Raw genomic sequence first — 23,522 nt, forward strand, 5'->3', positions numbered from 1 at the left:
GAAGAACTGATGTAAGGCCTGACATGTGCAGGCCGACCGAACTTAAGGGAGTGTTCCATGATGAAAATCACTGACTTAATGATCCAGGAAACGATGATTATGGATCTGCAAGCATCAACGAAAGACGAAGCAATCAACGAACTGATCGCTAGTCTTGACCAGAGTGGACGGATTAATGATCCGGCGCTGTTCAAGGAAATGATCTACAAAAGAGAAGCCGAGTCCAGCACTGGCATTGGCGGCGGTATTGCTATGCCACACGCAAAAACCAAAGCGGTCAATGAACCAACGGTCGTTTTTGCAAAAAGTAAACAGGGCTTGGACTTCGAAGCATTGGATGACGAGCCTGCTCATATCTTCTTCATGATTGCAGCCCCAGAAGGCGCAGGCAATACACATCTCCGCACATTAGCGGCTCTTTCAAGGTTGCTCGTTGATAGCGATTTCATCGCTGAACTGATGAACACGAATACGCCTCAAGAAGTGAGCGCTTTGTTTGATGCGAAACAAGCAGAAGCTGCGGAGAAGGAAGCTGAGAAAGAGAAAGCAAAAGCGGACAAAGTTGCACAAGCCTCCTCGACTGAAAGTGGTACTAACAACGTGAAAAGCAACTCCGGTGTCATTGTTGGCAATGCGAATTCAGATGACTTTGTTGTCGCTGTTACAGCTTGTCCGACAGGTATCGCTCATACGTTTATGGCTGAGGATGCATTGAAGAAAAAAGCACAGGAAATGGGCATCAACATTCGTGTTGAGACCAATGGTTCCGAAGGTGCACAGAATGTGCTTACTGCCGATGAGATTGCTCGTGCCAAAGGTGTTATCATCGCTGCTGATAAAAACGTAGAGATGGCTCGTTTTGACGGTAAACCTGTGTTGCAAAGACCAGTAAGTGACGGTATTCGTAAATCCGAAGAGCTGATCCGCAAGGCGGTCAATGGCGATGCGCCAATCTATCGCAATCAGGGTGGAAACAACGCGAAGGATGAAGGTGCGGGCGATAGCAAGATAAGCGTGGGAAGCAAAATTTACAAAGATTTGATGAACGGGATTTCACACATGCTGCCATTTGTTGTCGGCGGTGGTATCCTGCTCGCCATCTCCTTCTTGTTTGAACAACTCGCAAGTCCTGAGAATCCGATCGTACAATTGCTGCAAACCATAGGTGGAGGAACAGGCGCGTTCCATTTCCTGATTCCTATACTTGCCGGATTTATTGCGATGAGTATCGGTGATCGTCCAGCCCTGATGCCTGGTATGGTTGGTGGTTTGATGGCGGTAAACTCCAATGCAGGTTTCCTTGGCGGTCTAGCTGCCGGTTTCCTTGCGGGTTATGTTGTTATTGGATTGCGTAAAGCGCTGAAAGGTCTTCCAAAAGCGATTGATGGCTTGAAACCGATCCTACTCTATCCGGTACTTGGCTTGCTGATTGTAGGTACAATTAGTTTCTATGTTTTTGATCCGATTTTTGGGTCCCTGAACACATGGCTTGTAGATGCACTTGGTAATCTGGGTACAGGTAACAAAGTATTGCTTGGTTTGCTGCTCGGCGGCATGATGGCGATTGATATGGGCGGTCCGTTTAACAAAGCGGCTTATACTTTTGCGATTGGTGTATTTACATCCAGCGGTAACACAGACGGTGCATGGATGGCAGCGGTTATGGCTGGCGGTATGGCTCCTCCACTCGCGATTGCACTTGCAACAACGTTCTTCAAATCCAAATTCACGGAGCAAGAGCGTAAATCCGGTCTAACAAACTATGTACTTGGTCTTTCCTTTATTACAGAAGGTGCAATTCCATTTGCAGCGGCTGACCCGCTTCGTGTACTGACATCCTGTATTATTGGTTCTGCGGTAGCAGGTGGACTTACACAGCTGTGGAGCATTAATGTTCCCGCTCCGCACGGCGGTGTCTTTGTAGCACTTCTCGCTAACCACACACTGCTGTTCCTGCTCGCAGTTGTTATTGGCTCTGTGATCTCGGGTCTCATTCTGGGATTGTGGAAGAAGTCACCTACACTTGTTAAGTAATAAAATAGTCTAATGTATGGTTGAATCATCGTATTACACTAATGTAGGTTCGAATCGTCGGATTACAACTAGGTGTAAGAGGATTCACCCTAAGCATCTCTCCAATGAATGTATTCATGGAGAGATGCTTTTTTATGTTTTTAGTTTCGTTGAATAAGCTAGAAGCACGTTTGCTGCATGCGCAAGAAGAGGTCAGGCATTATTTTAAAGTGGTGGAGAACGATCAAGGTGGGCTTCTAAGCTTTGAAGGGGAAAGTGTGTATATTCAGGCATTTAAGCGGTAAGAGTATTAGAGTCCGTGAGTCACTGAGTGATTAAACAGAAACATCAATAAAGGCAGACGTACCTTTTCGAAGGTAAGCCTGCCTTATTTTCATAATATGAATGTCGTATTCCTATTTGTAAAACGAGTTATTTGGGTGGAAAAGAGACAGGTTTAGGCTAGTTTATACGACAGGCCACTTCACTTTACGCAATGCATCCAGCAACTCTGGAGGTGCATTCAGATTGTCTCGTACCAGATCGCGAGGAGTTAGAGCCATCCACTGATTGAGTGAGACGTCTTCAAAGCGATCACTTCGGAAGATTTCCAGAAACCATAACGTGTCTTTACCGGTATTTTGTATATAGTGCCCCATGGCTACGGGAACATATCCTACATCTCCAGCCCGGCAATCAAAGGTGCGTGCGTTACCATTGCCACCAAAGACGGTCATTCTGCCTTCACCCGTCAAATAGTACTGCCATTCGTCTGCATTGGGGTGCCAGTGCAATTCACGCATCGCTCCGGGTTTAATCTCGACAAGTGCTGCGGCAACGGTGGTAGAGATGGGGAAGTTGGTGGAATCGACAATACGCACACTGCCTCCAGGTGTGATCAAGGGCTCTTGTTCAAGCAAACGATAGGTAAACGGGAGAGGAACCGTTCCGTAGGGGGACTGAATCTCCTGACTTGCAATTGAACCAGGTACGCTGTCTTGAAAAATATAAACCTGCTCCTTGGGCATCGACTGAAAGGCCGATTCAGGAACGCCGAAATTCAGCGACAATACCTCTGGCGGCGTGTGGGCGAACCAGTCAGAAATCGATAGTGTGTTCAGGTCAGAGAAGCTACCGTCATCAAATACTAATAAAAATTCGCACCCATTCTCCAGACCTTGGATCGAATGAGGAAGCCCTTTAGGGAAAAACCAAAGATCACCCGGTCCAACGTCCGCGATGAAATTTCGCCCGTTCTGATCAACAGAGGTGATCCGGGCCGTTCCCCAGATCATATAGGCCCATTCGGATTGCTGATGCCAATGTAGTTCACGCACTCCGCCTGGAGTCAGGCTCATATTCACTCCCGCAAGCGTAGTGGCGACAGGCAGGTCACGTACCGTAATCTCGCGTGACCACCCACCGTGGTTAAGTTGCATATGCGTGTCCGAGAAGGACATTCTGAGGTTAGGTAACAAGCCGTTATCCGTCTGAGGTGGAACGAGCATATCGGGGTTTTGTCTGTCTCTCAGTACATCCCGTGGTCCATAATCGGGTCCTCCTGCACCGTCACTGCGAATGGGCTGTGGGATGATGAATGGTGGAGCACTGGGTTGTTTTTCTTTACTCATCACGATTGTCTCCTTCCGATCCGCCGCGTTACAATCCATACGGCTTACTCACTATGCTTACACCTATGAAAGCAGGCTTGGAAAATATGAAGGACAAACATAAAAAGAATCAAAACAACAAAAGACTCGACCGCATTCGGTCAAGTCTGGAACCATACCTCTTTAGGACAGAGATCGGAAATCGGTACGTTTCAAAGATGATATTGAGTATTCAAAAAATTATGCTTGTAGATTTCATTTACCCGTTGAAGTACAGTAGCGCCTTGCTCGCCAAAACGAAGGCGGGTTGTTTTGTTGTTGACAAGAAACGCACCGGATTCATGTCGCACTGTCCCGATGGCTGCGTCATGAAGCAGGGATGCGCCACGACTCGGATGAGCAAAAAAAAGTTTCATCACGGGTCTGATATAAAAGGGCAAACCGGAAGCCTTATCGCTTTTCAGCGTATTGTTACCGCCCGGATCGACACTAAGAAGCCGAATACCATCTGCCATGGCAGTGGGAGCAGCCTCTTGAGTCCACAACGAGAGGGCGAGCTTGGATGCTGCGTACGGGCCGAATAGCTTCTTAAACGAGGTAGGCCGTTCCAGCATGTTGAGATTGAACGTTCTCATCATGCCAAAAGCAGTTGTGGAGGTGTTCACTACCGTTTTCATCCGCCCGTGGCGAAGCAGATCGTAAAGCTCCCGGTAAATGAGATAAGGAACCACAGTTTGAAGCTCAAAGTGCAGCTCATGTCCCTGATCCGAATATTGCAGGGTGGATGCGCTGCCTCCCGCATTGTTGAACAGAACGTCGATTGCTTTCGTCTGTAAACGAATCTGTTCAAGCGCTGAACGAAGGCTGGCATAATTCGTCAGATTAGCTTGAACAGATATTAACTGCCCCGAGCTTAATGCAGCCTGGATTTCGGTATCGTCTACAGGAAAGGGGGAGCGATTAAGGCCGAAGATCTGCCATTGTTCCGTTAGAAGTTTTCGTGTAAGCTCCAGACCAATTCCTGAGGTAGAGCCTGTAATTACGGCTGTGCGAAGCGGGTTTGCTTGGTTCATCATCATAACCTCCAAATGGTTTCATGTTATGTCAGAATTAATCGTGATGCCTGAATAGATCAGTAGATTCGCCGATTAATCTGTAGGAGAGGTCATTCTACAACTTGGAGCTGCCTCCAAGTCAAGAGGGAGAATTTTGGCTTGACTTGGAGCCAGCTCCAAGTTATATGATAGAAAGAGTTATGTATACGGGAGGGATAAGGATGAGTGTTCAAACCATGTTCTCCATTCACGAGACCTCAGAACGGTCGGGATTATCCAAAGATACCATTCGTTATTATGAGAAGATTGGTTTGCTTCCCCGCGCGGAGCGTAAAGCCAGTAGCCATCGGGTCTATTCCGAGCAGGATATTCAGACAATGAGTCTGATTACATGTATGAAGAAAACAGGTATGTCACTGGAGGAGATGAAGCCATTTCTGCGAATGTCACTGGAATCGGATTTGAACGATTTCCCGGAGGAACGGGAGATGCTGATTAATTATCAGAAAAAGGTAGAGGAACAGATTGCCTCCATGCAACAGGTTGTGAATTTTATTCAGGAGAAGCTCGAAAAGCGTAGCATGTTTCCTGAGAATTTTCCGATTACAGGGGAGCATTTGCTGACGGGATTAACCAAAAAGAATACATTTTCATGAGGGAACGTGACCTGTGCTGCCGTTTACCATGGATGAGAAAAAAGGGGATACGTCATGACATTACAACAGCTTAAATACGTAATAGAGGTTGCCACGCACGGTTCGATGAACGAAGCTGCCAAACGTCTATTTATCTCTCAGCCCAGCTTGTCCAACGCGATTCGTGATTTGGAGAAGACGCTTCGCATTACTATTTTTGAACGGACAAATAAAGGTATTACCCTCTCCAAAGAAGGAGTAGAGTTCCTAAGTTATGCACGTCAGGTCGTGGAGCAGGCTGAACTGTTGGAGAATCGCTATCTGAATGCCAAGCCGTCTCCGCAGCATTTTTCGTTATCTACTCAGCATTACGCATTTGCAGTGAATGCATTCGTACGGCTTGTTCAGCAGTATGGTCAGGATGAATATGAACTGGCCCTGCGCGAGACCAAAACGTATGAGATCATTCAGGATGTGAAAAGTCTTCGCAGTGAAATCGGCATTCTTTATCTGAACGAGTTCAACGCCAAAGTCATCAACAAATTGTTGAAGGACGCGGGTCTTGTGTTTACAAGCCTGTTTACAGCGAAACCGCATATCTTCATCAGTGTAAACAATCCGCTCGCCAAACAGGAGTCTGTGGCCATTGAGCAGCTTCAAGATTATCCATACTTGTCCTTTGATCAAGGAGAGTATAATTCTTTTCATTTTTCCGAAGAAATTCTAAGTACATTATCACATCCTAAAAGCATTCAGGTGAATGACCGAGCCACTTTGTTTAATCTGCTTATTGGTCTAAACGGATATACGATTTCTACTGGGGTGCTCAGCGCAGATCTAAATGGTAACGAGATTATTCCGGTTCCGCTTGAATGTGAAGAAACGATTAATGTGGGATGGATCTGTCATAAAAGCACGTCACTTTCCAATCTTGGCGTTGCTTATGTACAGGCACTACACGAGGCCATTGGCTTACAGCACTGATTTCACAGTTTCAACGTATTTACGTGAAAGGGGCACAAATTTGAGAGTTCTATACCGGAATAAAAGTGAACAGCATGAGTTGACTGTATATGAGACGAAGAGATTTTATGGGGAAAAAGGGCACTTCCGTGTCTTAGAGTTTTCGAATGATGCGGTTCAAGGTGCAATCGATCTCGAACAACCTTCCCGAATCGTATTAGAGTATCCGCAAGCTATGTTACATCTGATGGAACGAAATGATCCGCACTTCAATCGTGTATTCGTGGTGGGTCAGGGCATAGGGACCATTCCTTCCTACCTCTTCGATCGACAAGTTAAGGTAGCGGAGTTGGACGCTGAGGTTGTGGAAATCAGCCAGCACTTTTTTGGATATAAAGGGTCGCCGGTACTGATTGGTGAGGGTCGGGAACTGTTGGAACGGGAACAGACTGGAACATATGATTATATCGTTGTTGATGCATTTACGGCTACAGGCACCCCAGAGCAGTTCACAAACCGTTCTTTTTTCAGCATGGTAAAAGATAAGCTTGATGCAGAAGGTGCTGTACTGCTTAATGTGTTTGGACGTTCAGGGAACGACCAACTTGTGAATGCGCTCTATACAACCTTAGGAACAGAATTTCCTTACACACGCGCCTTTGCGCTCCCGGCGGAGCCGAATGTCATCCAGAATCGTATATTGATGGGCAGTCATCGCCCGATTGATGTTCAGATACGGTATATGGCGGGTTTTGTAGAGCAAAACCTGCAAGAGGGTTATATCATTGAAGGATAAATAGGTGAAAAGGACTCTCGCGTTTCCCGGAGGCATTATTTTGTCATAAATTCGTCAATCCAATAAATAAATGATAAGATACATCATTTCTTCATTGTTTCTTAACAACTTTAAGATATGATGGTAGAGGTATGCCTTTTTATGAAAATCCGGGGGAAGCAAACATGATTGCAAATAAAAGATATTCCAGATTACGCAGAAAAGTCAAGAAATTCAAAAAGGTCAGTCTTACTGCATTACTTGGTGGGTTCGTTACGATCTCTGTCCTGATGACACTTACAATTATGGTGATTACTTCGTATACCACCCAGAAACAAACTCTTATTAACAATACTCTTACCGTTAACTATGAAAGTGCGGTACAGATGAGCCAAACGCTAAACTCACTATTTGAATCGATGCAAAAAAGTTTAAAGTACGGTGCAGCGCATTTTAAAGATGTCGATTACAATGACAAGGAGAAACTGAATACTACACTGGATTTGATCCACAACAGTAGCGATTATTTTAACGCTGTAGTTCTGGCCGATCAGACGGGGCTTGTACTGTCGATGTCCCCCTATTCTCAGGTCAGTGTTGGTAAACACGTGAGCTCCGAAGCGGCCAAAGCTGCGATTAAATCAAGAACCTCATACATATCGGATGCCTATTTGACTCCGCGAACGAAGCGCAGAATTGTTTTTCTCAGTGAACCGATTGTTGATCCAGAGGGGAAATTCAAAGGCATGATTAGCGGAAGTATATATTTGCAGGAAAATAATATACTCGATTTGTCGTTTGGAAGTCAACTGAAGACCAGCAATGGAACGTACTTTTTTATTGTTGACCATAAGGGGACTTTGCTTTTTCATCCCAATGTCAACCGGATCGGAAGAGATATAAGTGAAAACACAGTGGTTCAGAAACTGATGAAAAACCAGACAGGACAAGAGCAATATACGAATCTGGATGGGGTTAATACGCTTGCAGGATATCATAAAGTACCAGCAACTAACTGGGGTGTGGTCATCGTATCCCCAACCCAAGTCGTATATGATCAGTTAAATCGCCAGATCGGGCTGTTGCTGCTATACATAGCGGTACCTTTTATAGTATTAACTCTTATTGTGCTAAGAGTTGCTCGCAAGCTTGTGCAACCGTTTGTATTCTTGGCAGATCTCGTACAGCAAGTGGACAAAGGGCGAGTGGAGTTACCTGTTGTGAAACCACATTGGAACAGGGAAGCAGACCTGCTTACCCGGACTGTCATCGGTGCAATGACAAGTTTCAGAAACAAAACGGATCAGTTAGTATACGATGCGAGAACCGACGTATTAACGGGATTGAATAACCGCAGAACCTTTGAAGAAGTGATCCGGGAATGGATTCATGCTGAAATTCCGTTTGCGATCATTGTTCTTGATATCGACCGCTTTAAATTAATTAATGATACCTATGGACATTCGACCGGAGACGAGGTTCTAAAACAGATTGCGAGGCTGATTCAGCTGTCTGTAAGGCCTGAGGACGTTTGTTTCCGGTTTGGCGGGGAAGAGTTTGTTGTACTGCTGAGGGATTACGATTCTAAAATGGCATATGAGACAGCGGAACGGATTCGGATTTCCGTTGAAGAGAGTGTGCTGGCTGTTGACCGTTCGGTTACGATCTCGGCAGGCATCGCAGAGTTTCCAATGCACGCTAGGTCCGAGTCTGAGTTGTTTCATCTCGCGGACAATGCGTTGTATCTGGCCAAAGAAGAAGGGCGCAATCGAACCGTCGTCATTCAGACGGTGGAAAAAGCAGAAGAGTAGCGCAGAAAAACAGGTGAACAGAAGAATACGAACAGACCCTTATGAACAGGGTCTGTTTCTGTTTCTATATGAAAGATGACAGAATTCGGTCACATAAAGCCATCGTGCGAACATTATCGCGTGCGCTTGAGAGTGGAACAGCTCCCGTCTGACAACAGGACATAAAGTGTCTCATCTCACCCACAAAGCCTCGTAGATAAAGATCCCTATAGGCACCAGACATCGGGGTGCCAGAAGGCGTGTATACCGAATCATGTTCTTCTAGAGACTTCCATGGAAGTTGATCTCCTTGATGAGATTCATGTATTGTAAGTGTGCTGATCTCATCAGCTAGTGCAAATCCGTGCTCAAAAGTAACCAGCACACTTTCGCTTTCACGTGACCAGGCGCTCATTCCTGTAAAATAGGCATTGCCGATGACAGTTTCATCAAAAATCAAGGAAATACTCTGGTTAATGTGTTTTCCGTTTCTTACCGTAGTTCCTGTTACTTGCGTGGCTTCGCCAAACAAATAACGCATGAGATCCACCATATGTATGGCAGCCAGCTTCATAAACTGTTCTTCATTTTCGCAGAAGGGCGTACTGTCTACGGCAAATTTGATCTGGAACGAGCGCACTTTACCGAGCGTTCTCTCATCAATGAGTGTCTTGAGTTTCTGATAGATCGGTGCATAACGTTTCATAAAACCGACCATGACCACAACGCCAGCTTGCTCTGCAGCTTCGGCTACCTCTGCGGCTTCTTCTGTATTCCAGCCGAGTGGTTTGTCCACGTAGACGTTGTGACCGGCCTCAATGCAATCCAGAACAAGTTTGGTTTGATCCGCAGGCTGGGCAACCACTACAACTCCGTCACAGGTTTCCTGCTCCAGCATCTGGCGGGCATGGTCATAGCCTCGACCTGAACTGCCGAAGCGAAGCAGAGCCGCCTGAGAACGTTCCAGATTCCGTGTAGCTACAGCCTGAATGCTTGCACCTGCTTCGATCGCTGCAGGGTAAATATTCGTGGAGGCGTGGAATCCAGCTCCAATAAAGCATAGTTTCGAATTTTGCACATGAAAATCCCCTTCATAAGACTATTTATCGTTATTCATTATCATTGTGAACAGTTGTACTAATTAACATAGATGGTTTAGATCTGTGAAAAAAGGACAAATGTCCGTTTAAGGCAGACTGAAAAAAGTTGTTGCTTTATAAAATTGGAGCATGTATACTCTGAATTACGGTAAAACAAGGAATTGCTTCACCGGATATGCTTTTCATTGATAATGAGAAGATACATATTATGCGGTCGTGGCGGAATTGGCAGACGCGCACGGTTCAGGTCCGTGTGGGCTAACCCCCCGTGGAGGTTCGAGTCCTCTCGACCGCATCTAATGAAAAAAGGCTTGTACGTTGTCCGATATGGCAATGTACAAGCCTTTTTTCATTCTCTTTTGTTGTTAAGCGAGAGGATAGGGAAGAAGGGTTAGGTTCATTTACCTGCGGTATAGAGCATGAGCTATAAAGCAAATAACGCTCCTAAACACGACTGTGCCATATGGTGATGGTCAGCAAACCGGATATTATGCCAATTAAACCGCATATGGCAACGCAAAACATCAACTGAACGGGTTCAAAGCGAAGCAGAAAAGCGATGCCGCTACCAAAGGTGGTTCCTGCGAGAAAGCCGAGAGCGATCCCCAGATGTTTGGATGACTTCATTTCGTTCACCTTCTTTACATAGTGAGGAGTATGAAACAGTTCCATTTTTATTCTAATGGTAGATTGGCGTATGTATCATTGATCAATACAAGTAGCCGTAACCTGTACCTACACAGTTTCATTTTGTAGCATTTGCAGGTAAATTATGCATCATTACGGCGTATTGAACTAAAAGAGGCTCTGGCCCCCAAACGGGAGCACAGAGCCTTCTGGCTGTTCGCTGTTTTAGTGATTACGACGATCTTTAAGAATGACATCTGCGAACAGAATAGTCTTCGGGATGCGGAAAAATTGTTCCGCTTGTTCCTGAAACGCGGCAGAAGGCAGCGTTCCCTGATGCAGCCATTTGCGGAAAGTGCCGGGGTGAACCCCGATCCAGTGACTGACATCTGTCACCGACAAATCATGGACCATACACAAGCCGGTCAAAATACGGTTACTTACCGGAGAGCGGGTTACCGTCCGCTTCATGAAGCGGGAAGGCTCAGGTTGACAGATTACAGGACTGTTACGCACGACCTCTTCATTAAAAAGAATATGACGCGGGTAGCCAAGCAACTGACAAGTCTTGTCCAGATTGGTACTGCCGGGTATTCGCCCTTCATACACCCACGCGCTTACACTACGTGAGGATATCGAGAGGTCTTCAGCGAGCTGAGACAATTTAATATCGTTGGCCATCAGCACGGCAAGAAGAACGCGATTGCGGATTTGACAGCGTGTCGGTTTACGGAACCGTTTGACACGGACACCTTTTCCCAAATATTTACGGTTGATCAGAGACCACGCCTGGATGGAATGTTGTTCTGGTTGATTAGGCATATTTCCTCCGATTTTTTTAACCAAATACTACAATAAATAAAGGGGTACTTTCAAGTGCCGCATTTACTGGTTTGAAAACCGCTTGTGCGTCATTCTACACGAAAGAGGGAATTATGAACTAGACCTGTCGACGTTCACATCCTAGTATATTCCTAGATTACAATGATTCACTAAAAAAGATGGAATGAATTGTACATGATTACAAATTAATTGGTTCTAATTGCCCATAATTAGGTCTTAAGAACTTTTGTGTGATTTTTGCTGATTTCATGCAGTTTCTTTCCCTTAATTCCAAAAATAATTGTGAGTTTGCCCATCGTGTTTAAACGTAAAAGTGCACAAATCTGAAATATTAAATCCGCAAGTTCAGCAAGGCAAATGTAAGATCACAATCTCTCATTCTCACATATATTGTAGAGTACTCCAATCAAGAAATTACAGGGAGAGGTGAGGAACGTGAGCCCAGCGGTTAGTTCGGTTACTGCTATTTCGGGTGCGGTTGTGACGTTCGCTTTTGGCGGATGGGATCAACTGCTCAGTCTGCTTGCGATCGCTATGGCTATTGATTATGTTACAGGTCTGGCAGCGGCTGTGAGAACAGGAACGGGATTAAACAGCAATATTGGCTTTTGGGGACTTGCGCGTAAAGGGCTAATGTTGACCGTTGTTCTGCTTGCTCACCGCATTGATCTGATTATGGGAACCGATATTATCAAGGGAGGGGCTATTTATTTTTACTTGGTGAATGAATTGATCTCCATAACGGAGAATTATGCCAAAATAGGGCTGCCGTTGCCGGGCAAGCTGAGACAGGCTATCGCGGTGCTCAAGAAACAGGAGGAACAGAGCAGTTTGCCTGACCGGGAATGGAACATGCCCCAGCAGACTTCCGCTAGCCCTGATCCCGTGAAAGAGGATGTTCAACCGAAAGAACATGTCCAGACTACGAAAGGCGAGGAAGAGAGAGCAGGACATGAGGCACTGTCTTCTGAACGGCAGTCGGAATCAACGAAGGAAACCAAGAGTTAGTCCCGTTCATTACCACTGTTCAGGAAACGCATACAAGCATCCTTTCGTAATAGACGGTGATATGATATATTTTGGATACACGAAACATAGCTAATAGCTCAATTCATTAAATCAAACGAGGTGTTTACCCAGATGATTAAGCATATTGTCCTGTTCAAAATGAAAGACCGTTCCGCAGAAAGTATTGAGGCTGCTGCCCAAGTTCTGCGTAATCTGGAAGGGAAGATTGATGTTCTCATCTCACTTGAGGTCGGCATCGATGTACTGCGTTCGGACAGATCGTTCGACATTTCGCTGACGGCGGAGTTTGCTTCGTTGGAAGATCTCCAGGCCTATCAGGTTCACCCGCTCCACCAGGACGTCATTAAGTATATGAACGAAGTCAGAGAACAATCCATTGCTGTTGACTATGTGATCTAAGGTTTTACTGATTCTATTCTGTATTTGAAGGGGAATCTTCATGAGCGATTTAAGAGACGTTATGGAATTTTTATATATTTTTGTTGTGTTTCTGATCGCTTGCCCTGTCATGATCTTCTGGCTTAAGCGCAGAGGAAAACGAAATCGATAACTCACTGAACGGGAAGTGAATGAATGTATTATGTGAACAGGGAGCAGATTGCTCGCCGGCTTGACGCAATACCTGAAGTGGCTGAAGGGCTCAGGCAGGTTGTACAGGCTTGGGATGGCGGTCTGGTGATGGGGATGGTGCAGGAACGCTGCCTGCATCTTGCAATTGAGATTGTAACTGATGTAGGGAGTTATCTCATTGACGGTTTCATTATGAGAGATGCAAGCAGTTACGATGATATTATTCAGATTAATTATGAAGAGAACGTATTTGACGAATCTACGTACGGGATTTTGCGTCAACTCGTCACGTTGCGTAAACCGCTTGTGCAAGATTATTACAGCTGGCAGCGAACGGTGTTGCATCCACTAAGTGTAGCCTTGCCGGATATGCTGGAACAGTTCTCCGGCCAGGTAAGCACTTATGTGGAAAAAGAACTTGGCCCTTTTCAGGGAAATGAAGGTCAGGGAACAGTGTAAGGAATGAGGGAAGCGGTATGGAGAATGATTCCAAAGAGACAGATCAAGGAAAGCGTGAAAGCGATGAGATGTCTTCAGGTTTTCACCCGGTGTATATGGTGGAGTTCCTGTTTAATGAACAGCCAGAAGTGAGTCGCCATGTTTTACAGGAAGCGCTCATCAAACGGACAGGGCAAGGAAGACTTGATGTAAAGCAAGGGGAGAATGAAAAGGGAGCGCAGGAGATGCTGGTGTTCTACCATATGGAACATAAAGTTGCCTTCCAGGAAGGCAGTATTCCCGCTCAGACTTGTTTCCTACCCGTACATGAGATTGTAGAGCGTACACGTTTTGCAGGTGCTTTGCAGCAAGCTTGGCACTGGCCAGAAGCAGGACAAGCTATAGATTCTGCTCGGTATTCCATTCGGATTCATGATATGTTTACGGCGGCGATGCCTCGTAAGCAACGTCTGGATCTGTTCCAGAAAACGGTGCTGGCTGTGTTGGAGACGCTGAATTGTGATGCGATGTACTGGTACGGCAGTGACAAAGTGGTTGAACCTGAAGCTTATATGCAATCCCAAGAACGCGAAGAGCATCTCTACGCAGCAATGAATGTGCGAATGTATCATGCGGGAGGAACGGAGCAAAACCGGGAACTGGTCATGGATACCGTAGGTTTGTCCGCGCTTGGCGTGCCTGATGTGCAATGTCACTTTACTGGGCTTGACCCTGACACGGTGGCTCAGACACTGCTGGGAGCTGCGTATTACATATTTGATCAGGGGGATGTGCTACAGGATGGTCAGACCTTGGGCTCGTCCGGTGGACAGCGCTGGCGCTGTGAGCATCAGTTTGCATTAATTGCACCAGGGCGATATGTCGTAGATCTGAATCCGGGAGAAGAGCACGCTGTGCCCATACCGCAGACGGTTCGGTAAAAGAGGATTACGATGGGCATCTTAACCCAGAGCGACGTTATTCCCCGTTTTTTTTTAATCTGGAGTGTCAGGTCAAGCCCATCATGCTTATAATGCATCAACAGAGTAGGCATTGGCCCAGATGAGCAGGCTCTATCGCTGATTCATAAACCGATGTGTAATCCAATGAGAGGGAGAGATGGATCATGAAAGATTCGAACAAAAGCTTGTTGTGGGGTGCTTTAATCGGTTCAGTTGTTGGTTCGGTTACGGCATTGTTGCTTGCGCCAAAATCAGGACGTGAATTGCGTCAAGATATCTCGGAAGGTGCTCGTCAAGTCACAGACAAAGGTCAGGAATTAGCTGTGAAAGTGGGAGAGCAAAGCTCACAGATCGTATCCAAAGTGAAGGAAACAGCGGATGTGGTCATTAAGGATATTCAGTCCTGGCACTGCTCTTCGGATGGCAAAGAAATCCGGATTTCTGCTGCGATTGCGGATAAAGATACAGCTGAAGAGGTACAGGGTCAAGTTCAGTCTGAGATCAAGATTCAGGATCAAACGCAGGATTCCGCTCAAAATCAAGGCCTGAAATTGGTTCCTACAGAGCAAAGCACGGAAAACATTGCAAAGCTTTCTGCCGATGAGTCCAAAGACGAAAACTAAGCAGTTGTGGTGCCAGCAGGCTTTCCCCGATCCGGTGGAAAGCCTGCTTTGTTGTGTGTCTACACCTTATCTGCGAACAGAATTCTTGATTATAAATTTGAACACGATGATGAAATCGGGTAAGATGTAGGTACCTTTTTGCCGGAAATTTCATAGGGTAGGTAGAAAGCTTTTTGATATATGGTTATCAGAAGAATTTAATGAAGAAGGAAGCGGTGTGTTCGTGCAGCAAGCTATTGCTATATTAGACTCCGGTGTGGGGGGATTGACCGTTGCGAAGGAAGTGATGCGTCAGCTCCCGCGGGAAAAGATCATTTATTTTGGGGACACTGCCCGGACACCGTACGGACCCCGTTCGTCCGAACAAGTGAAACAATTTACGGAGCAAATCGTTGATTTTTTGATCCAGTTTAATCCGAAAGTGATCGTTATCGCCTGCAACACGGCGACAGCAGCCGCACTGGAATATATACGGGCCAAGGTGAATGTTCCTGTTATTGGGGTTATCCATCCTGGAGCACGGGCAGCTATCATGGCGACACGCACGGGGCGAATCGGTGTGATCGGGACTGTGGGCACGATTGGAAGTGGGGCTTATACGTCAGCGCTCAAGCAGTTGTCTCCATACGTGGATGTGGTCAGCCTGGCTTGTCCTGCACTGGTACCACTGGTGGAGAAGGCGGAATTCCGCTCCGAACATACAACAGATACGGTGGATCAAGCACTCGGGGGCATTAAAGAACAGCCCATAGACTGCCTGATACTGGGTTGTACTCATTATCCGTTTCTGATGGATACCATCCAGGACGTCATGGGGCAGGAAGTCAAGTTGATCAGTTCAGCCGATGAAACGGCGAGGGAAATCAGTACCATTTTATACGATAAACGCAAGCTTGCAAGCGGGGATGAAACGCCTGTGCATCAGTTTTTCTGTACGGGTGATCCTCGGATGTTCCAGAATATTACGAAGCAGTGGCTGGGAGAACAAATCTCGAAGACTCCGGTCGTTTGGCAAGTAACGCAGTTGTCGTAATAGCGTTCGTTATAACTTTGGGAATGCTTTTGTAATCATCGGATTTCGGAATGTTAAAAAGAGAGTAAGCTGCATTCATATGTGCTAATATGCTTTGATGCCCGAACCTGTACAGGTTCGGGTTTTTATATTTTCCCGTGGAAAGTGCAACTGTGTTCTGCTCATGCAGCTAAACAAAAAATTCTGCTGCGAATGATGTCACATGACGGACAACCGGGCTCGCATACGATAAGACAGACACATCTAGGCGAGAACCAGGCTGGGTGAATCAGATCCTGTAGAAGGGAGAACAACATGGAACTGCAATGGATTATCGTGAAAACAGGAGATACGCTGCCAAGGATTGCTTCGGCATTTCGAATGACCCAGGCGTTGTTGTGTGCGCTAAATCCCGAAGCTGCAGCACAGCCGTATCTGCTTTCGGGTCAGATGCTGCGCGTGATGCCCGGGACTGGACGCAGATATGCGGTGCCGCCGGGAGAAACGGTGCCGGAAACGGCAGAGCGTTTTGGAGTATCAGAAAATCAGCTTCGTGAGAGGAATCCCGAACTCGCCAAGGTGAAGGATTGGGGTGGCTGCTGTATAAATATTCCTCAGGCTGGTGGGAAAACCATCGTGAACATTGAGGGTGAATATGGATATCGTGAATTGATCAGAGATATAAAGCGAATGGAAGCGCGTTATTCCTGCGTGGAGACGGGAGAGATCGGTTCAAGTGTGATGGGGAAAAAACTGCCCTATGTACGAATCGGTCAAGGCCCCCGCCATATCCATGTTAACGCATCGGTTCACGCCAACGAATGGTTAACCACGCCAGTTCTAATGAGGTTTATCGAAGAGTACGCTGAGGCGTATTCCTCGGACTCGCTTTGGCATGCCTACGATCCACAGCGCTGGATGCAGGAGACAACCTTATGGGCGGTGCCTATGGTGAACCCGGACGGAGTAGAACTAGTTCAGGAAGGTGTAGTGAATCATCATGTGCATGCTTCTGAATTACTTGCATGGAATGGCGGACGTCCACACTTTACACATTGGAAGGCGAACATTAGAGGTGTGGATCTCAACGACCAGTTTCCGGCGCACTGGGACGAAGAGGTTGCGCGCAGAAGCGTTCTTTCGCCCGGACCGCGGGATTATGCGGGAAAGGCTCCACTGACGGAACCTGAGGCTCAGGCGCTTGCACATTGGACGCAGGAACATGCTTTTGCCGCAGTTGTATCCCTGCACAGCCAAGGTCAAGAAATCTATTGGAATTACCGGGATCTGGAACCCAGAGAGAGTGCACCGCTGTCGCGCAAGCTTGCCAAAGCATCCGGGTATAAAGCGGTAAAGCTTGGTGGAAGCGATGCTGGTTATAAGGACTGGTTTATTCAAACGTTTGGCAGGCCGGGCTTTACTGTAGAGGTGGGCTTGGGAGTGAATCCACTTCCTGTGGAGCAATTCGATGACATTTGCGTGGAAGTGGGCATGCTACTTGCAGAATTGTTATCCCATGGAGAGCGTGAAGCAGGTCCCACGGGTCAGCAGGCATGAGACGAAACCATTGTTCAGACCTATAATTGGAACGGGCGCTGAAGCTGCGCTCGTTTTTTATCTTTTTAATCGAAGCTTAATAATAAATTGGTTTTTCAGCCGAGCTGAACGTAAATATCCTGTGCTGATGGAGAAGCTAACATCCTGAGGTTGCACTGAGGTCGTGTCGAAAATATGACTTCATGTCGTTTTCGCATCAATGTTATTGCGATTAGCTGTAACTTTCTTTACAATAGATGCTGGAGTTTAAAAATGAATGCTGAAATTGTTGAAACAACCAGCAATGATAATATAGGAGATGAATTGAATGAACTGCAAAATTACTCGTAACGCAGCGAAAGTGTTGAAGCTTGAACTGGACAAGCCGGAGAACGAAGGTAAACTATTGCGTGTTGTGATTACACATGCACACGGAGACCATGCGCATTACGGCCTTGACTTGGATACGCCAGGAGATAATGACACTGTAGTGTCTACAGACAAGGGCATTGACGTTATTTTGGAAAATGGACAACCCATGCTCGATGGCGTAAAAATTGATTACCTCTACTTGCCACAAGAAGGATTTGTGATCACGAATCCATCCAAAGGCAACCACGGCGACCACTAAGGGAGCGAAGAAGGGGAACTCATGGCTAACGATATCCGCGTATGTGAAAAATGTAACCATATCCGATTGAAATCCATTGTGCCTAAGCTCGAGAAGATGGCTCCTGGCACAGAAATCAAGATCGGTTGTAAATCTTATTGCGGCCCATGTGCGAAGCGTGCTTTTGTTTTTATCAACGGCCGATACATCAGTGCTCCTACAGAAGAGGAAGTGCTGACGAAGGTTTCCAAGTTCATCAAGTAAATTTCATAATAAGAATAAGCTCGGCTCGTTCAATCCATGCTAATGGGGTAACAGGAATATGATTCCGAGGAGGCAACAACTCATGCCGAAGCGTTATGATTCCAGTTTGCAAGCGGGTACTACCGTATCTCAGGCGCAAAATGCGGTGAACAAGCTTCATTATGCTGTTTCCCAGGCTATGTCCCATCCGAATGTACAGACCATTGTGCAGGCAGAGCAGCGGCTGGCTCATACCGAGCAGGCGATGAAGCAAGCTGAGTTGTCTCTGGGTGGACAGGGCTTCGAGTTAGCACAGGAAATGTTCATTGAGGAGAAGGAAAGGTTGCAATCGCTCCAGAATCAGCACAGGCAAGGGAAGAAGTAAACTGTTCCTGTTACGCCGTAACCTGCAGGCCATGATGGTCTGCAGGTTTTTTGGTTTTTTTTCCAGCGCTTAAAATTCTGTCAGAAGGTTAATAGACCGAGAGCAGGCAAAAATCAATACGGGAGGTACAGGATGACTAAACATATTACAGATTGCACAATTCTGAACAACGGAGTGACAATGCCATGGCTTGGAATCGGGACTTATAAGGCGAAGGGGAAAGAAGTGCAACAGGCGGTAGAGACCGCTCTGGAAGTAGGGTATCGGAGCATTGATACCGCATCGATCTATGGCAATGAGGAAGAAGTAGGACAAGCCATTGCGAGCAGCGGCGTAGCCCGTAACGAGTTGTTTGTAACAACCAAGCTCTGGAACGATGATCAAGGTTATGATTCGACACTTCGAGCTTTTGAAGCCAGCCAGAAGAAGCTTGGTCTAAATGTTATTGATTTATATTTGATTCACTGGCCAGGCCGTGATCAGTATAAAGAGACGTGGAGAGCGTTTGAGCGTCTCTATAGCGAAGGAAGTGTACGCGCGATTGGTGTAAGTAATTTTCAGGTGCATCATCTGCGTGATCTTATAGATGAAGGTGGTACAGTGCCTGCGGTGAATCAGGTGGAACTACATCCGGGATTGATCCAGCAGGAACTGCAGGATTTCTGCGGAGCTCAGGGCATTCAGCTTGAGGCATGGAGTCCAATTATGAAGGGTAAGCTGAATCAGGATTCAACTCTTAAGGGACTGGCTCAGAAGTACGGCAAAACGCCGGCTCAGATCATTCTGCGGTGGGATATCCAGAATCAGATTGTAACGATTCCCAAATCGGTTACGCCTGAACGAATTCGAGAGAATGCGGATATTTTTGATTTTGAACTGACACCGGACGAGCTCAGACAGATTGATGCATTGGATGCGGATAAACGGACAGGACCACATCCGGATCAGCTATTCTGGGATTAAGGGCGAAGCTGATTTCATAGTAACTAGTTGATTGAACGTTTGTTGTGGGCTCCAAGGATGAATCGTTCTTTCGATCGCTGTTGTTTTCAAATTTCCTTGATTGAAGTTTTTAACGGTTTGAAATTTGAAAACAAAGGCGAACGCTGCGCTTCTACAGAATCGATTTCATCCTTCCGCAGAAACGTTTCATTGAAGAGATACTAGGAGAATGATCTTCGGAGTGCGAGAGCTGTAAACATAAAAAAGCAGCAAGATCACGAGCTTAGCCACGATCTGCTGCTTTTTTGTGTTAGTTAGAAGGTTTGTTTTGCGGAACCTCGCAGCCTTCCTCTGTGCATACACCGTTACCGTCTGCTGCGGAATCATCAGATTCCACAATGGTGAACGGGGAGCGTTCATCCCATGCTTTCTGCAGCGCATCCAGGAATACATCGTCAGGTTGTGCACCCGAAACGGCAAATTTACGATCCAGCACGAAGAATGGGACACCACGAATGCCGAGCTGTGCACCTTCTGCCTGATCGGCGCGTACATCCTCCGTAAATTGGTCGCTCGACAGAACAGAAATCGCAGCTTCACGATCCAGGCCGACTTCCTGAGCGAGATCGGCCAGCACTTGATGGTCACCGGTATGTTTTCCTTCGATGAAAATAGCTTGGAACAACCGCTCGCTCAAATCAAGTGCTTTACCTTGAGTATCTGCCCAGTGGGTCAGACGGTGAGCGGCAAAGGAGTTAGTTGGAATCATGGCATCAATATTATATTCGAGCCCTGCTGTACGAGCATTGGCATTCATTTGTGCATTCATCCCGCGAGCTTGTTCCTCACTGATGTTGTACTTGGATGTCAGATAGTCTACATTCGTTTTTCCGCTGTTCACTTCTGCGTTAGGATCAAGCTCAAAGCTTTTGAACTGCAATTTCACTTCATCTCGATGAGGGAATTTCTCGAGTACATTTTCAAGACGGCGTTTACCAATATAACAGAAAGGGCACATGAAATCTGACCATATTTCAATATTCATTGTTTTAAAACCTCCATTAAATTCACAATTGAAACTTTTATAGTTACAATTATAAAGACACTTTCTAAAATTCGCAAGTTAATCGACTTTATTTTGATAAGCCTTTGACCAATGGTTGGGTTGAATCTCATTTAATGTTTTGAAAATAAGCTGTCCAGACGGATCGTATACAGCCGCTTTAACGTTTTCTCCCCAGTAAAAGAGACGTTCCTGGCAGATCCCGCATGGCGTTAGCACTTGGAATGCCGAGTGCTCATCATTCCGCGCAATGCAGAGAGAGTGGGTTACACGTTCATTTAATTTATGAGCTTCCAGATAAGCTCCGGTTTCCATGCATAGATGTACAGCATCATTAATCACCTCAGGAGCCACGCTAATGAGGAGAGAGCCGGCGTCCGTGTATACGGCGCCTGCCCCGCCCCATCCTTGAGGATAACGCTGTTTAACAAACTTGACGGCTGCATCAAAAAGTTTTTGTTCTATATCGTGTGAATGGGTGCTAGATGACATGAGATGTTGTTCCCCTTTTGTAAGAAATTATAGTCTGACTTAATTGAAATTGAGATGGTTTGTTTTAACTAAGGCGTCTATGGTTTCTTGGCCACATTGGCTACATTCTCCTCGCGGAATTGACGAATCAAATCATAGGTAATTAGCGTATCGGAAACGTGCAGACGCTTGGATGCTGTCTCAAAACCGGATTTGCAGGCATTGATGTCGGTCTTTTCATGAGTAGACAGATCATAACAAGTTCCATTTGCGTAGATGTAATCATCCGACGGGATATAGAACACCTTGCCATTCGTGAAAGTGCCGTTACGCAGCGCCACTAAACGTTCTGAGCCATCATACACATTGTTTCCCATGTGATAATAGGATTCATCCGATATCCCGAGCAAATGCAGCACGGATGGTGTGATGTCCAGTTGCCCCGAAGGTTTTTCCAATGTACCTGCTTCAGCACCGTCTGGCAAATGAACCAGTAGTGGTACTTCGTTCATAATCTGTGCCATATCGAGGTCGTTCAGGGTACGTTTCACAAACTTCTCATATTGATCTTTATCCTTAATGGAGCTGTCATGGTCCCCGTAGAACATAAAAATCGTATTTTCCCATAAACCCCGATTTTTGAGATCCTCCACCATACCGCCGAGTGCGGCATCCACATAATGAACCGATTGCAGGTAGTTTCCGAACATTGTGCCCTGGAATTCACCCACATCCAGCTGCTGTTTATCTTTAGGAATGGAGGAATATGGGTGGTGGCTGCTAAGTGTGATGAGGAATGAATAAAATGGCTCCTTGACCTCACTGCTCATTTTCTCTACGGATTGCCGAAAAAAAGAAACATCAGACAAAGACCAGCCCAAGGGGTCATCTTCCACAAAATCATTTTTGCTGTAGAACTTGTCATACTTCATATTCTGATACATCGTATACCGGTTCCAGAAGCCGCTCTCGTAGGCGTGAAATACGTTGGTGCTATAACCTTGATCCTTCAGAATGGAAGGCAGTGAGTCATAAGCATGATCCGCATAACGCACAAACGCCGATCCTACAGGAAGAGGATGTAAAGAAATGTTCGCGCCAAAATCAGCATCGGATGTTCTGCCTTGCCCGGTCTGGTGATAAAAGTGACTGTAATACTGGCTTTCATTCATCAGTTCATTAAAATGGGGTGTAATTTCCTGTCCGCCAATGCTTTGTCCGATCATAAAATTCATAAAGGCTTCGCCTTGCACAATTATGACGTTGCTGTCTTTATATTTTCCATACAAGGCCTGATCGTGCTGTCCTGCGTTTAATTGTTTTCGTTCTTCAAAAAACGTCTTGACTTGCTTGATATCAGCTGGATCGGCTTCGGGGCCCGAACCGATATTATCTTTGACGTAGGAATACACATCATAGCCGTGAAAAGCAAGCAACCCGGTTACATTGTACATGGACACATTCCACCAGTTATTATCAAACAGCCCTTTAGCCCAGGTTTTGCTGTAATAATAGATCGGGCCAGCGCCAAGTCCGAGTCCAAGCACGAGAGCTGTAAAGCCTGCTAACAAGCGCCGGCGAAGACCTTTTTTACGAGTAGTCAAGGAAGTAAAGGAAGTGGAGGAATACCCTCCGTAACTTTCGTTATAACTGCTCGTGTACATGCCGGTTTTTTCACCTGAGCGATAACGCCTGCCGAACAACATTAAGACTGCAAATGGAAGCACGATGAGCAAATCGGCAAAAAACCAAAAATCGCGAGCATAGATTAAAGTGGCAATGCTATCACCAAGTGCATCGACTTGTCGTGCCTGTAACAATACCGGGACAGTCAGGAAGTCCTGAAAGTAACGGTAATAGACCATATCGGCGTAGATGAGCGCAGTAAGAAGCAGGTGAAGAATAGAAAGTGCTGCAATCATGCCTTTGCGTGGTAACCACCAGACCCAGAAGGAGAGAAGCAGCAACGAGCCGACGGCGATTACTTTGTCGAGCAGTCCCATGGTAATGTTATACGCGTGCAGGTTATGATGCAACAGCATCAGTTTAAGCAGGATGAGTATGGTGAAAATAACATATAGCGTCAGTGGATGAAGTAAGAGCCCGCGCGTTTTAGAACTTCGCATAGGCGGTGTAACAATCATGGTGTTTCCCCCTTGTTATTGAGTAGCAATCCATGCCAGAGATTTGATTACATTACATATCTTTATTTGTTTTTTTTGTTAAC

General features: G+C 46.1%; 24 protein-coding genes, 1 tRNA gene and 1 pseudogene. 18 read left to right on the forward strand and 8 right to left on the reverse strand.

The genetic code is table 11. The features are described from left to right. The first annotated feature begins 60 nt into the window (after nucleotides 1–60). Both AC1VYS_RS09985 and AC1VYS_RS09990 read left to right on the forward strand, forming a co-directional pair. On the forward strand, nucleotides 61–2,034 hold the full coding sequence (locus AC1VYS_RS09985) for a PTS fructose transporter subunit IIABC (RefSeq protein ID WP_482914110.1): 1,974 nt from the start codon (nucleotides 61–63) through the stop codon (nucleotides 2,032–2,034). A gap of 149 nt (nucleotides 2,035–2,183) precedes the next feature. Next, the gene (locus AC1VYS_RS09990) at nucleotides 2,184–2,318 is read left to right on the forward strand and encodes a hypothetical protein (RefSeq protein ID WP_482914111.1); all 135 of its coding nucleotides are present in this window, start codon (nucleotides 2,184–2,186) and stop codon (nucleotides 2,316–2,318) included. 162 nt (nucleotides 2,319–2,480) lie between these two features. Here the strand turns inward: AC1VYS_RS09990 and AC1VYS_RS09995 are convergent, their stop codons facing one another. Continuing rightward, complete coding sequence (locus AC1VYS_RS09995) at nucleotides 2,481–3,644, reverse strand: oxalate decarboxylase family bicupin (RefSeq protein WP_482914112.1); 1,164 nt, start codon at nucleotides 3,642–3,644, stop codon at nucleotides 2,481–2,483. A 191-nt stretch (nucleotides 3,645–3,835) separates the two neighbouring features. Beyond that, a complete protein-coding gene (locus AC1VYS_RS10000; protein ID WP_482914113.1) occupies nucleotides 3,836–4,696 on the reverse strand; it encodes an SDR family NAD(P)-dependent oxidoreductase in 861 nt (286 codons plus the stop codon). A gap of 203 nt (nucleotides 4,697–4,899) precedes the next feature. Between AC1VYS_RS10000 and AC1VYS_RS10005 the strand changes: the two genes are divergently transcribed. The 4 genes from AC1VYS_RS10005 to AC1VYS_RS10020 all read left to right on the forward strand — a co-directional run bounded on the left by AC1VYS_RS10005 (nucleotide 4,900) and on the right by AC1VYS_RS10020 (nucleotide 8,862). After that, nucleotides 4,900–5,334: a MerR family transcriptional regulator gene (locus tag AC1VYS_RS10005; RefSeq protein ID WP_482914114.1), complete on the forward strand. Its 435-nt coding sequence runs from the start codon at nucleotides 4,900–4,902 to the stop codon at nucleotides 5,332–5,334. A 54-nt stretch (nucleotides 5,335–5,388) separates the two neighbouring features. Further along, nucleotides 5,389–6,297 carry a LysR family transcriptional regulator gene (locus AC1VYS_RS10010; protein WP_482914115.1) on the forward strand — a complete coding sequence of 303 codons (909 nt, stop codon included), beginning with the start codon at nucleotides 5,389–5,391 and terminating at the stop codon, nucleotides 6,295–6,297. Nucleotides 6,298–6,337: 40 nt separating this feature from the next. After that, complete coding sequence (locus tag AC1VYS_RS10015; protein ID WP_482914116.1) at nucleotides 6,338–7,072, forward strand: spermidine synthase; 735 nt, start codon at nucleotides 6,338–6,340, stop codon at nucleotides 7,070–7,072. Nucleotides 7,073–7,236: 164 nt separating this feature from the next. Next, nucleotides 7,237–8,862 (forward strand): sensor domain-containing diguanylate cyclase, encoded by a 1,626-nt coding sequence (locus AC1VYS_RS10020; RefSeq protein ID WP_482914117.1) that lies wholly within the window; start codon nucleotides 7,237–7,239, stop codon nucleotides 8,860–8,862. Nucleotides 8,863–8,926: 64 nt separating this feature from the next. Here the strand turns inward: AC1VYS_RS10020 and AC1VYS_RS10025 are convergent, their stop codons facing one another. Next, a complete protein-coding gene (locus AC1VYS_RS10025; RefSeq protein WP_482914118.1) occupies nucleotides 8,927–9,919 on the reverse strand; it encodes a Gfo/Idh/MocA family protein in 993 nt (330 codons plus the stop codon). 232 nt (nucleotides 9,920–10,151) lie between these two features. Between AC1VYS_RS10025 and AC1VYS_RS10030 the strand changes: the two genes are divergently transcribed. After that, nucleotides 10,152–10,236, forward strand: a tRNA-Leu gene (locus tag AC1VYS_RS10030). Between the two features lie 149 nt (nucleotides 10,237–10,385). On the opposite strand, the gene AC1VYS_RS10035 is transcribed toward AC1VYS_RS10030, so the two are convergent. Both AC1VYS_RS10035 and AC1VYS_RS10040 read right to left on the reverse strand, forming a co-directional pair. Next, nucleotides 10,386–10,568: a hypothetical protein gene (locus tag AC1VYS_RS10035; protein WP_482914119.1), complete on the reverse strand. Its 183-nt coding sequence runs from the start codon at nucleotides 10,566–10,568 to the stop codon at nucleotides 10,386–10,388. 225 nt (nucleotides 10,569–10,793) lie between these two features. Next, nucleotides 10,794–11,390: a helix-turn-helix domain-containing protein gene (locus AC1VYS_RS10040; RefSeq protein WP_145329283.1), complete on the reverse strand. Its 597-nt coding sequence runs from the start codon at nucleotides 11,388–11,390 to the stop codon at nucleotides 10,794–10,796. A 456-nt stretch (nucleotides 11,391–11,846) separates the two neighbouring features. Here AC1VYS_RS10040 and AC1VYS_RS10045 point away from each other — a divergent pair. From AC1VYS_RS10045 to AC1VYS_RS10095, 11 genes and pseudogenes are all read left to right on the forward strand, one after another. Continuing rightward, nucleotides 11,847–12,230 (forward strand): annotated as a pseudogene (locus tag AC1VYS_RS10045) (phage holin family protein); the annotation flags it as partial. A gap of 321 nt (nucleotides 12,231–12,551) precedes the next feature. Then, nucleotides 12,552–12,839: a Dabb family protein gene (locus AC1VYS_RS10050; RefSeq protein WP_342555265.1), complete on the forward strand. Its 288-nt coding sequence runs from the start codon at nucleotides 12,552–12,554 to the stop codon at nucleotides 12,837–12,839. A 174-nt stretch (nucleotides 12,840–13,013) separates the two neighbouring features. Next, entirely contained in the window at nucleotides 13,014–13,469 is a 456-nt protein-coding gene (locus tag AC1VYS_RS10055) for a DUF86 domain-containing protein (protein WP_482914120.1), read from the forward strand. A gap of 17 nt (nucleotides 13,470–13,486) precedes the next feature. Beyond that, entirely contained in the window at nucleotides 13,487–14,389 is a 903-nt protein-coding gene (locus AC1VYS_RS10060; protein ID WP_482914121.1) for a DUF4261 domain-containing protein, read from the forward strand. A 185-nt stretch (nucleotides 14,390–14,574) separates the two neighbouring features. Next, nucleotides 14,575–15,033 carry a YtxH domain-containing protein gene (locus tag AC1VYS_RS10065; RefSeq protein WP_482914122.1) on the forward strand — a complete coding sequence of 153 codons (459 nt, stop codon included), beginning with the start codon at nucleotides 14,575–14,577 and terminating at the stop codon, nucleotides 15,031–15,033. A gap of 223 nt (nucleotides 15,034–15,256) precedes the next feature. Continuing rightward, nucleotides 15,257–16,066, forward strand: coding sequence for a glutamate racemase (racE, locus tag AC1VYS_RS10070; protein WP_482914123.1), 810 nt, complete (start codon nucleotides 15,257–15,259; stop codon nucleotides 16,064–16,066). Between the two features lie 294 nt (nucleotides 16,067–16,360). Next, nucleotides 16,361–17,602, forward strand: a complete 1,242-nt coding sequence (locus tag AC1VYS_RS10075; protein WP_482914124.1) for a M14 family metallopeptidase — start codon at nucleotides 16,361–16,363, stop codon at nucleotides 17,600–17,602. Between the two features lie 307 nt (nucleotides 17,603–17,909). Continuing rightward, complete coding sequence (locus AC1VYS_RS10080) at nucleotides 17,910–18,212, forward strand: heme biosynthesis protein HemY (protein ID WP_090920458.1); 303 nt, start codon at nucleotides 17,910–17,912, stop codon at nucleotides 18,210–18,212. 21 nt (nucleotides 18,213–18,233) lie between these two features. Next, a complete protein-coding gene (locus AC1VYS_RS10085; protein WP_090920463.1) occupies nucleotides 18,234–18,455 on the forward strand; it encodes a YuzB family protein in 222 nt (73 codons plus the stop codon). Between the two features lie 82 nt (nucleotides 18,456–18,537). Further along, complete coding sequence (locus tag AC1VYS_RS10090; RefSeq protein ID WP_482914125.1) at nucleotides 18,538–18,819, forward strand: hypothetical protein; 282 nt, start codon at nucleotides 18,538–18,540, stop codon at nucleotides 18,817–18,819. A 132-nt stretch (nucleotides 18,820–18,951) separates the two neighbouring features. Further along, nucleotides 18,952–19,782, forward strand: a complete 831-nt coding sequence (locus tag AC1VYS_RS10095; RefSeq protein ID WP_482914126.1) for an aldo/keto reductase — start codon at nucleotides 18,952–18,954, stop codon at nucleotides 19,780–19,782. Nucleotides 19,783–20,071: 289 nt separating this feature from the next. Here the strand turns inward: AC1VYS_RS10095 and AC1VYS_RS10100 are convergent, their stop codons facing one another. The 3 genes from AC1VYS_RS10100 to AC1VYS_RS10110 form a co-directional block, all read right to left on the reverse strand. After that, complete coding sequence (locus AC1VYS_RS10100) at nucleotides 20,072–20,806, reverse strand: DsbA family oxidoreductase (protein WP_482914127.1); 735 nt, start codon at nucleotides 20,804–20,806, stop codon at nucleotides 20,072–20,074. 78 nt (nucleotides 20,807–20,884) lie between these two features. Next, nucleotides 20,885–21,316 (reverse strand): cytidine deaminase, encoded by a 432-nt coding sequence (locus tag AC1VYS_RS10105; protein ID WP_482914128.1) that lies wholly within the window; start codon nucleotides 21,314–21,316, stop codon nucleotides 20,885–20,887. 77 nt (nucleotides 21,317–21,393) lie between these two features. Beyond that, nucleotides 21,394–23,439, reverse strand: a complete 2,046-nt coding sequence (locus tag AC1VYS_RS10110; RefSeq protein ID WP_482914129.1) for an LTA synthase family protein — start codon at nucleotides 23,437–23,439, stop codon at nucleotides 21,394–21,396. Nucleotides 23,440–23,522: the final 83 nt, after the last annotated feature.

The organism is Paenibacillus sp. G34, from assembly GCF_056856875.1.

Excerpts from the sequence above, each read along its gene's own strand:
- AC1VYS_RS10110 (WP_482914129.1), bottom strand. The coding sequence starts at position 23,439 with ATGATTGTTACACCGCCTATGCGAAGTTCTAAAACGCGCGGGCTCTTA.
- AC1VYS_RS10000 (WP_482914113.1), bottom strand. The coding sequence starts at position 4,696 with ATGAACCAAGCAAACCCGCTTCGCACAGCCGTAATTACAGGCTCTACC.
- AC1VYS_RS10085 (WP_090920463.1), top strand. The coding sequence starts at position 18,234 with ATGGCTAACGATATCCGCGTATGTGAAAAATGTAACCATATCCGATTG.
- AC1VYS_RS10010 (WP_482914115.1), top strand. The coding sequence starts at position 5,389 with ATGACATTACAACAGCTTAAATACGTAATAGAGGTTGCCACGCACGGT.
- AC1VYS_RS10075 (WP_482914124.1), top strand. The coding sequence starts at position 16,361 with ATGGAACTGCAATGGATTATCGTGAAAACAGGAGATACGCTGCCAAGG.
- AC1VYS_RS10105 (WP_482914128.1), bottom strand. The coding sequence starts at position 21,316 with ATGTCATCTAGCACCCATTCACACGATATAGAACAAAAACTTTTTGAT.
- AC1VYS_RS09995 (WP_482914112.1), bottom strand. The coding sequence starts at position 3,644 with ATGAGTAAAGAAAAACAACCCAGTGCTCCACCATTCATCATCCCACAG.
- AC1VYS_RS10005 (WP_482914114.1), top strand. The coding sequence starts at position 4,900 with ATGAGTGTTCAAACCATGTTCTCCATTCACGAGACCTCAGAACGGTCG.
- AC1VYS_RS10100 (WP_482914127.1), bottom strand. The coding sequence starts at position 20,806 with ATGAATATTGAAATATGGTCAGATTTCATGTGCCCTTTCTGTTATATT.
- AC1VYS_RS10080 (WP_090920458.1), top strand. The coding sequence starts at position 17,910 with ATGAACTGCAAAATTACTCGTAACGCAGCGAAAGTGTTGAAGCTTGAA.
- AC1VYS_RS09985 (WP_482914110.1), top strand. The coding sequence starts at position 61 with ATGAAAATCACTGACTTAATGATCCAGGAAACGATGATTATGGATCTG.
- AC1VYS_RS10095 (WP_482914126.1), top strand. The coding sequence starts at position 18,952 with ATGACTAAACATATTACAGATTGCACAATTCTGAACAACGGAGTGACA.
- AC1VYS_RS10055 (WP_482914120.1), top strand. The coding sequence starts at position 13,014 with ATGTATTATGTGAACAGGGAGCAGATTGCTCGCCGGCTTGACGCAATA.
- AC1VYS_RS10090 (WP_482914125.1), top strand. The coding sequence starts at position 18,538 with ATGCCGAAGCGTTATGATTCCAGTTTGCAAGCGGGTACTACCGTATCT.
- AC1VYS_RS10035 (WP_482914119.1), bottom strand. The coding sequence starts at position 10,568 with ATGAAGTCATCCAAACATCTGGGGATCGCTCTCGGCTTTCTCGCAGGA.
- AC1VYS_RS10040 (WP_145329283.1), bottom strand. The coding sequence starts at position 11,390 with ATGCCTAATCAACCAGAACAACATTCCATCCAGGCGTGGTCTCTGATC.
- AC1VYS_RS10020 (WP_482914117.1), top strand. The coding sequence starts at position 7,237 with ATGATTGCAAATAAAAGATATTCCAGATTACGCAGAAAAGTCAAGAAA.
- AC1VYS_RS10050 (WP_342555265.1), top strand. The coding sequence starts at position 12,552 with ATGATTAAGCATATTGTCCTGTTCAAAATGAAAGACCGTTCCGCAGAA.
- AC1VYS_RS10060 (WP_482914121.1), top strand. The coding sequence starts at position 13,487 with ATGGAGAATGATTCCAAAGAGACAGATCAAGGAAAGCGTGAAAGCGAT.
- AC1VYS_RS10065 (WP_482914122.1), top strand. The coding sequence starts at position 14,575 with ATGAAAGATTCGAACAAAAGCTTGTTGTGGGGTGCTTTAATCGGTTCA.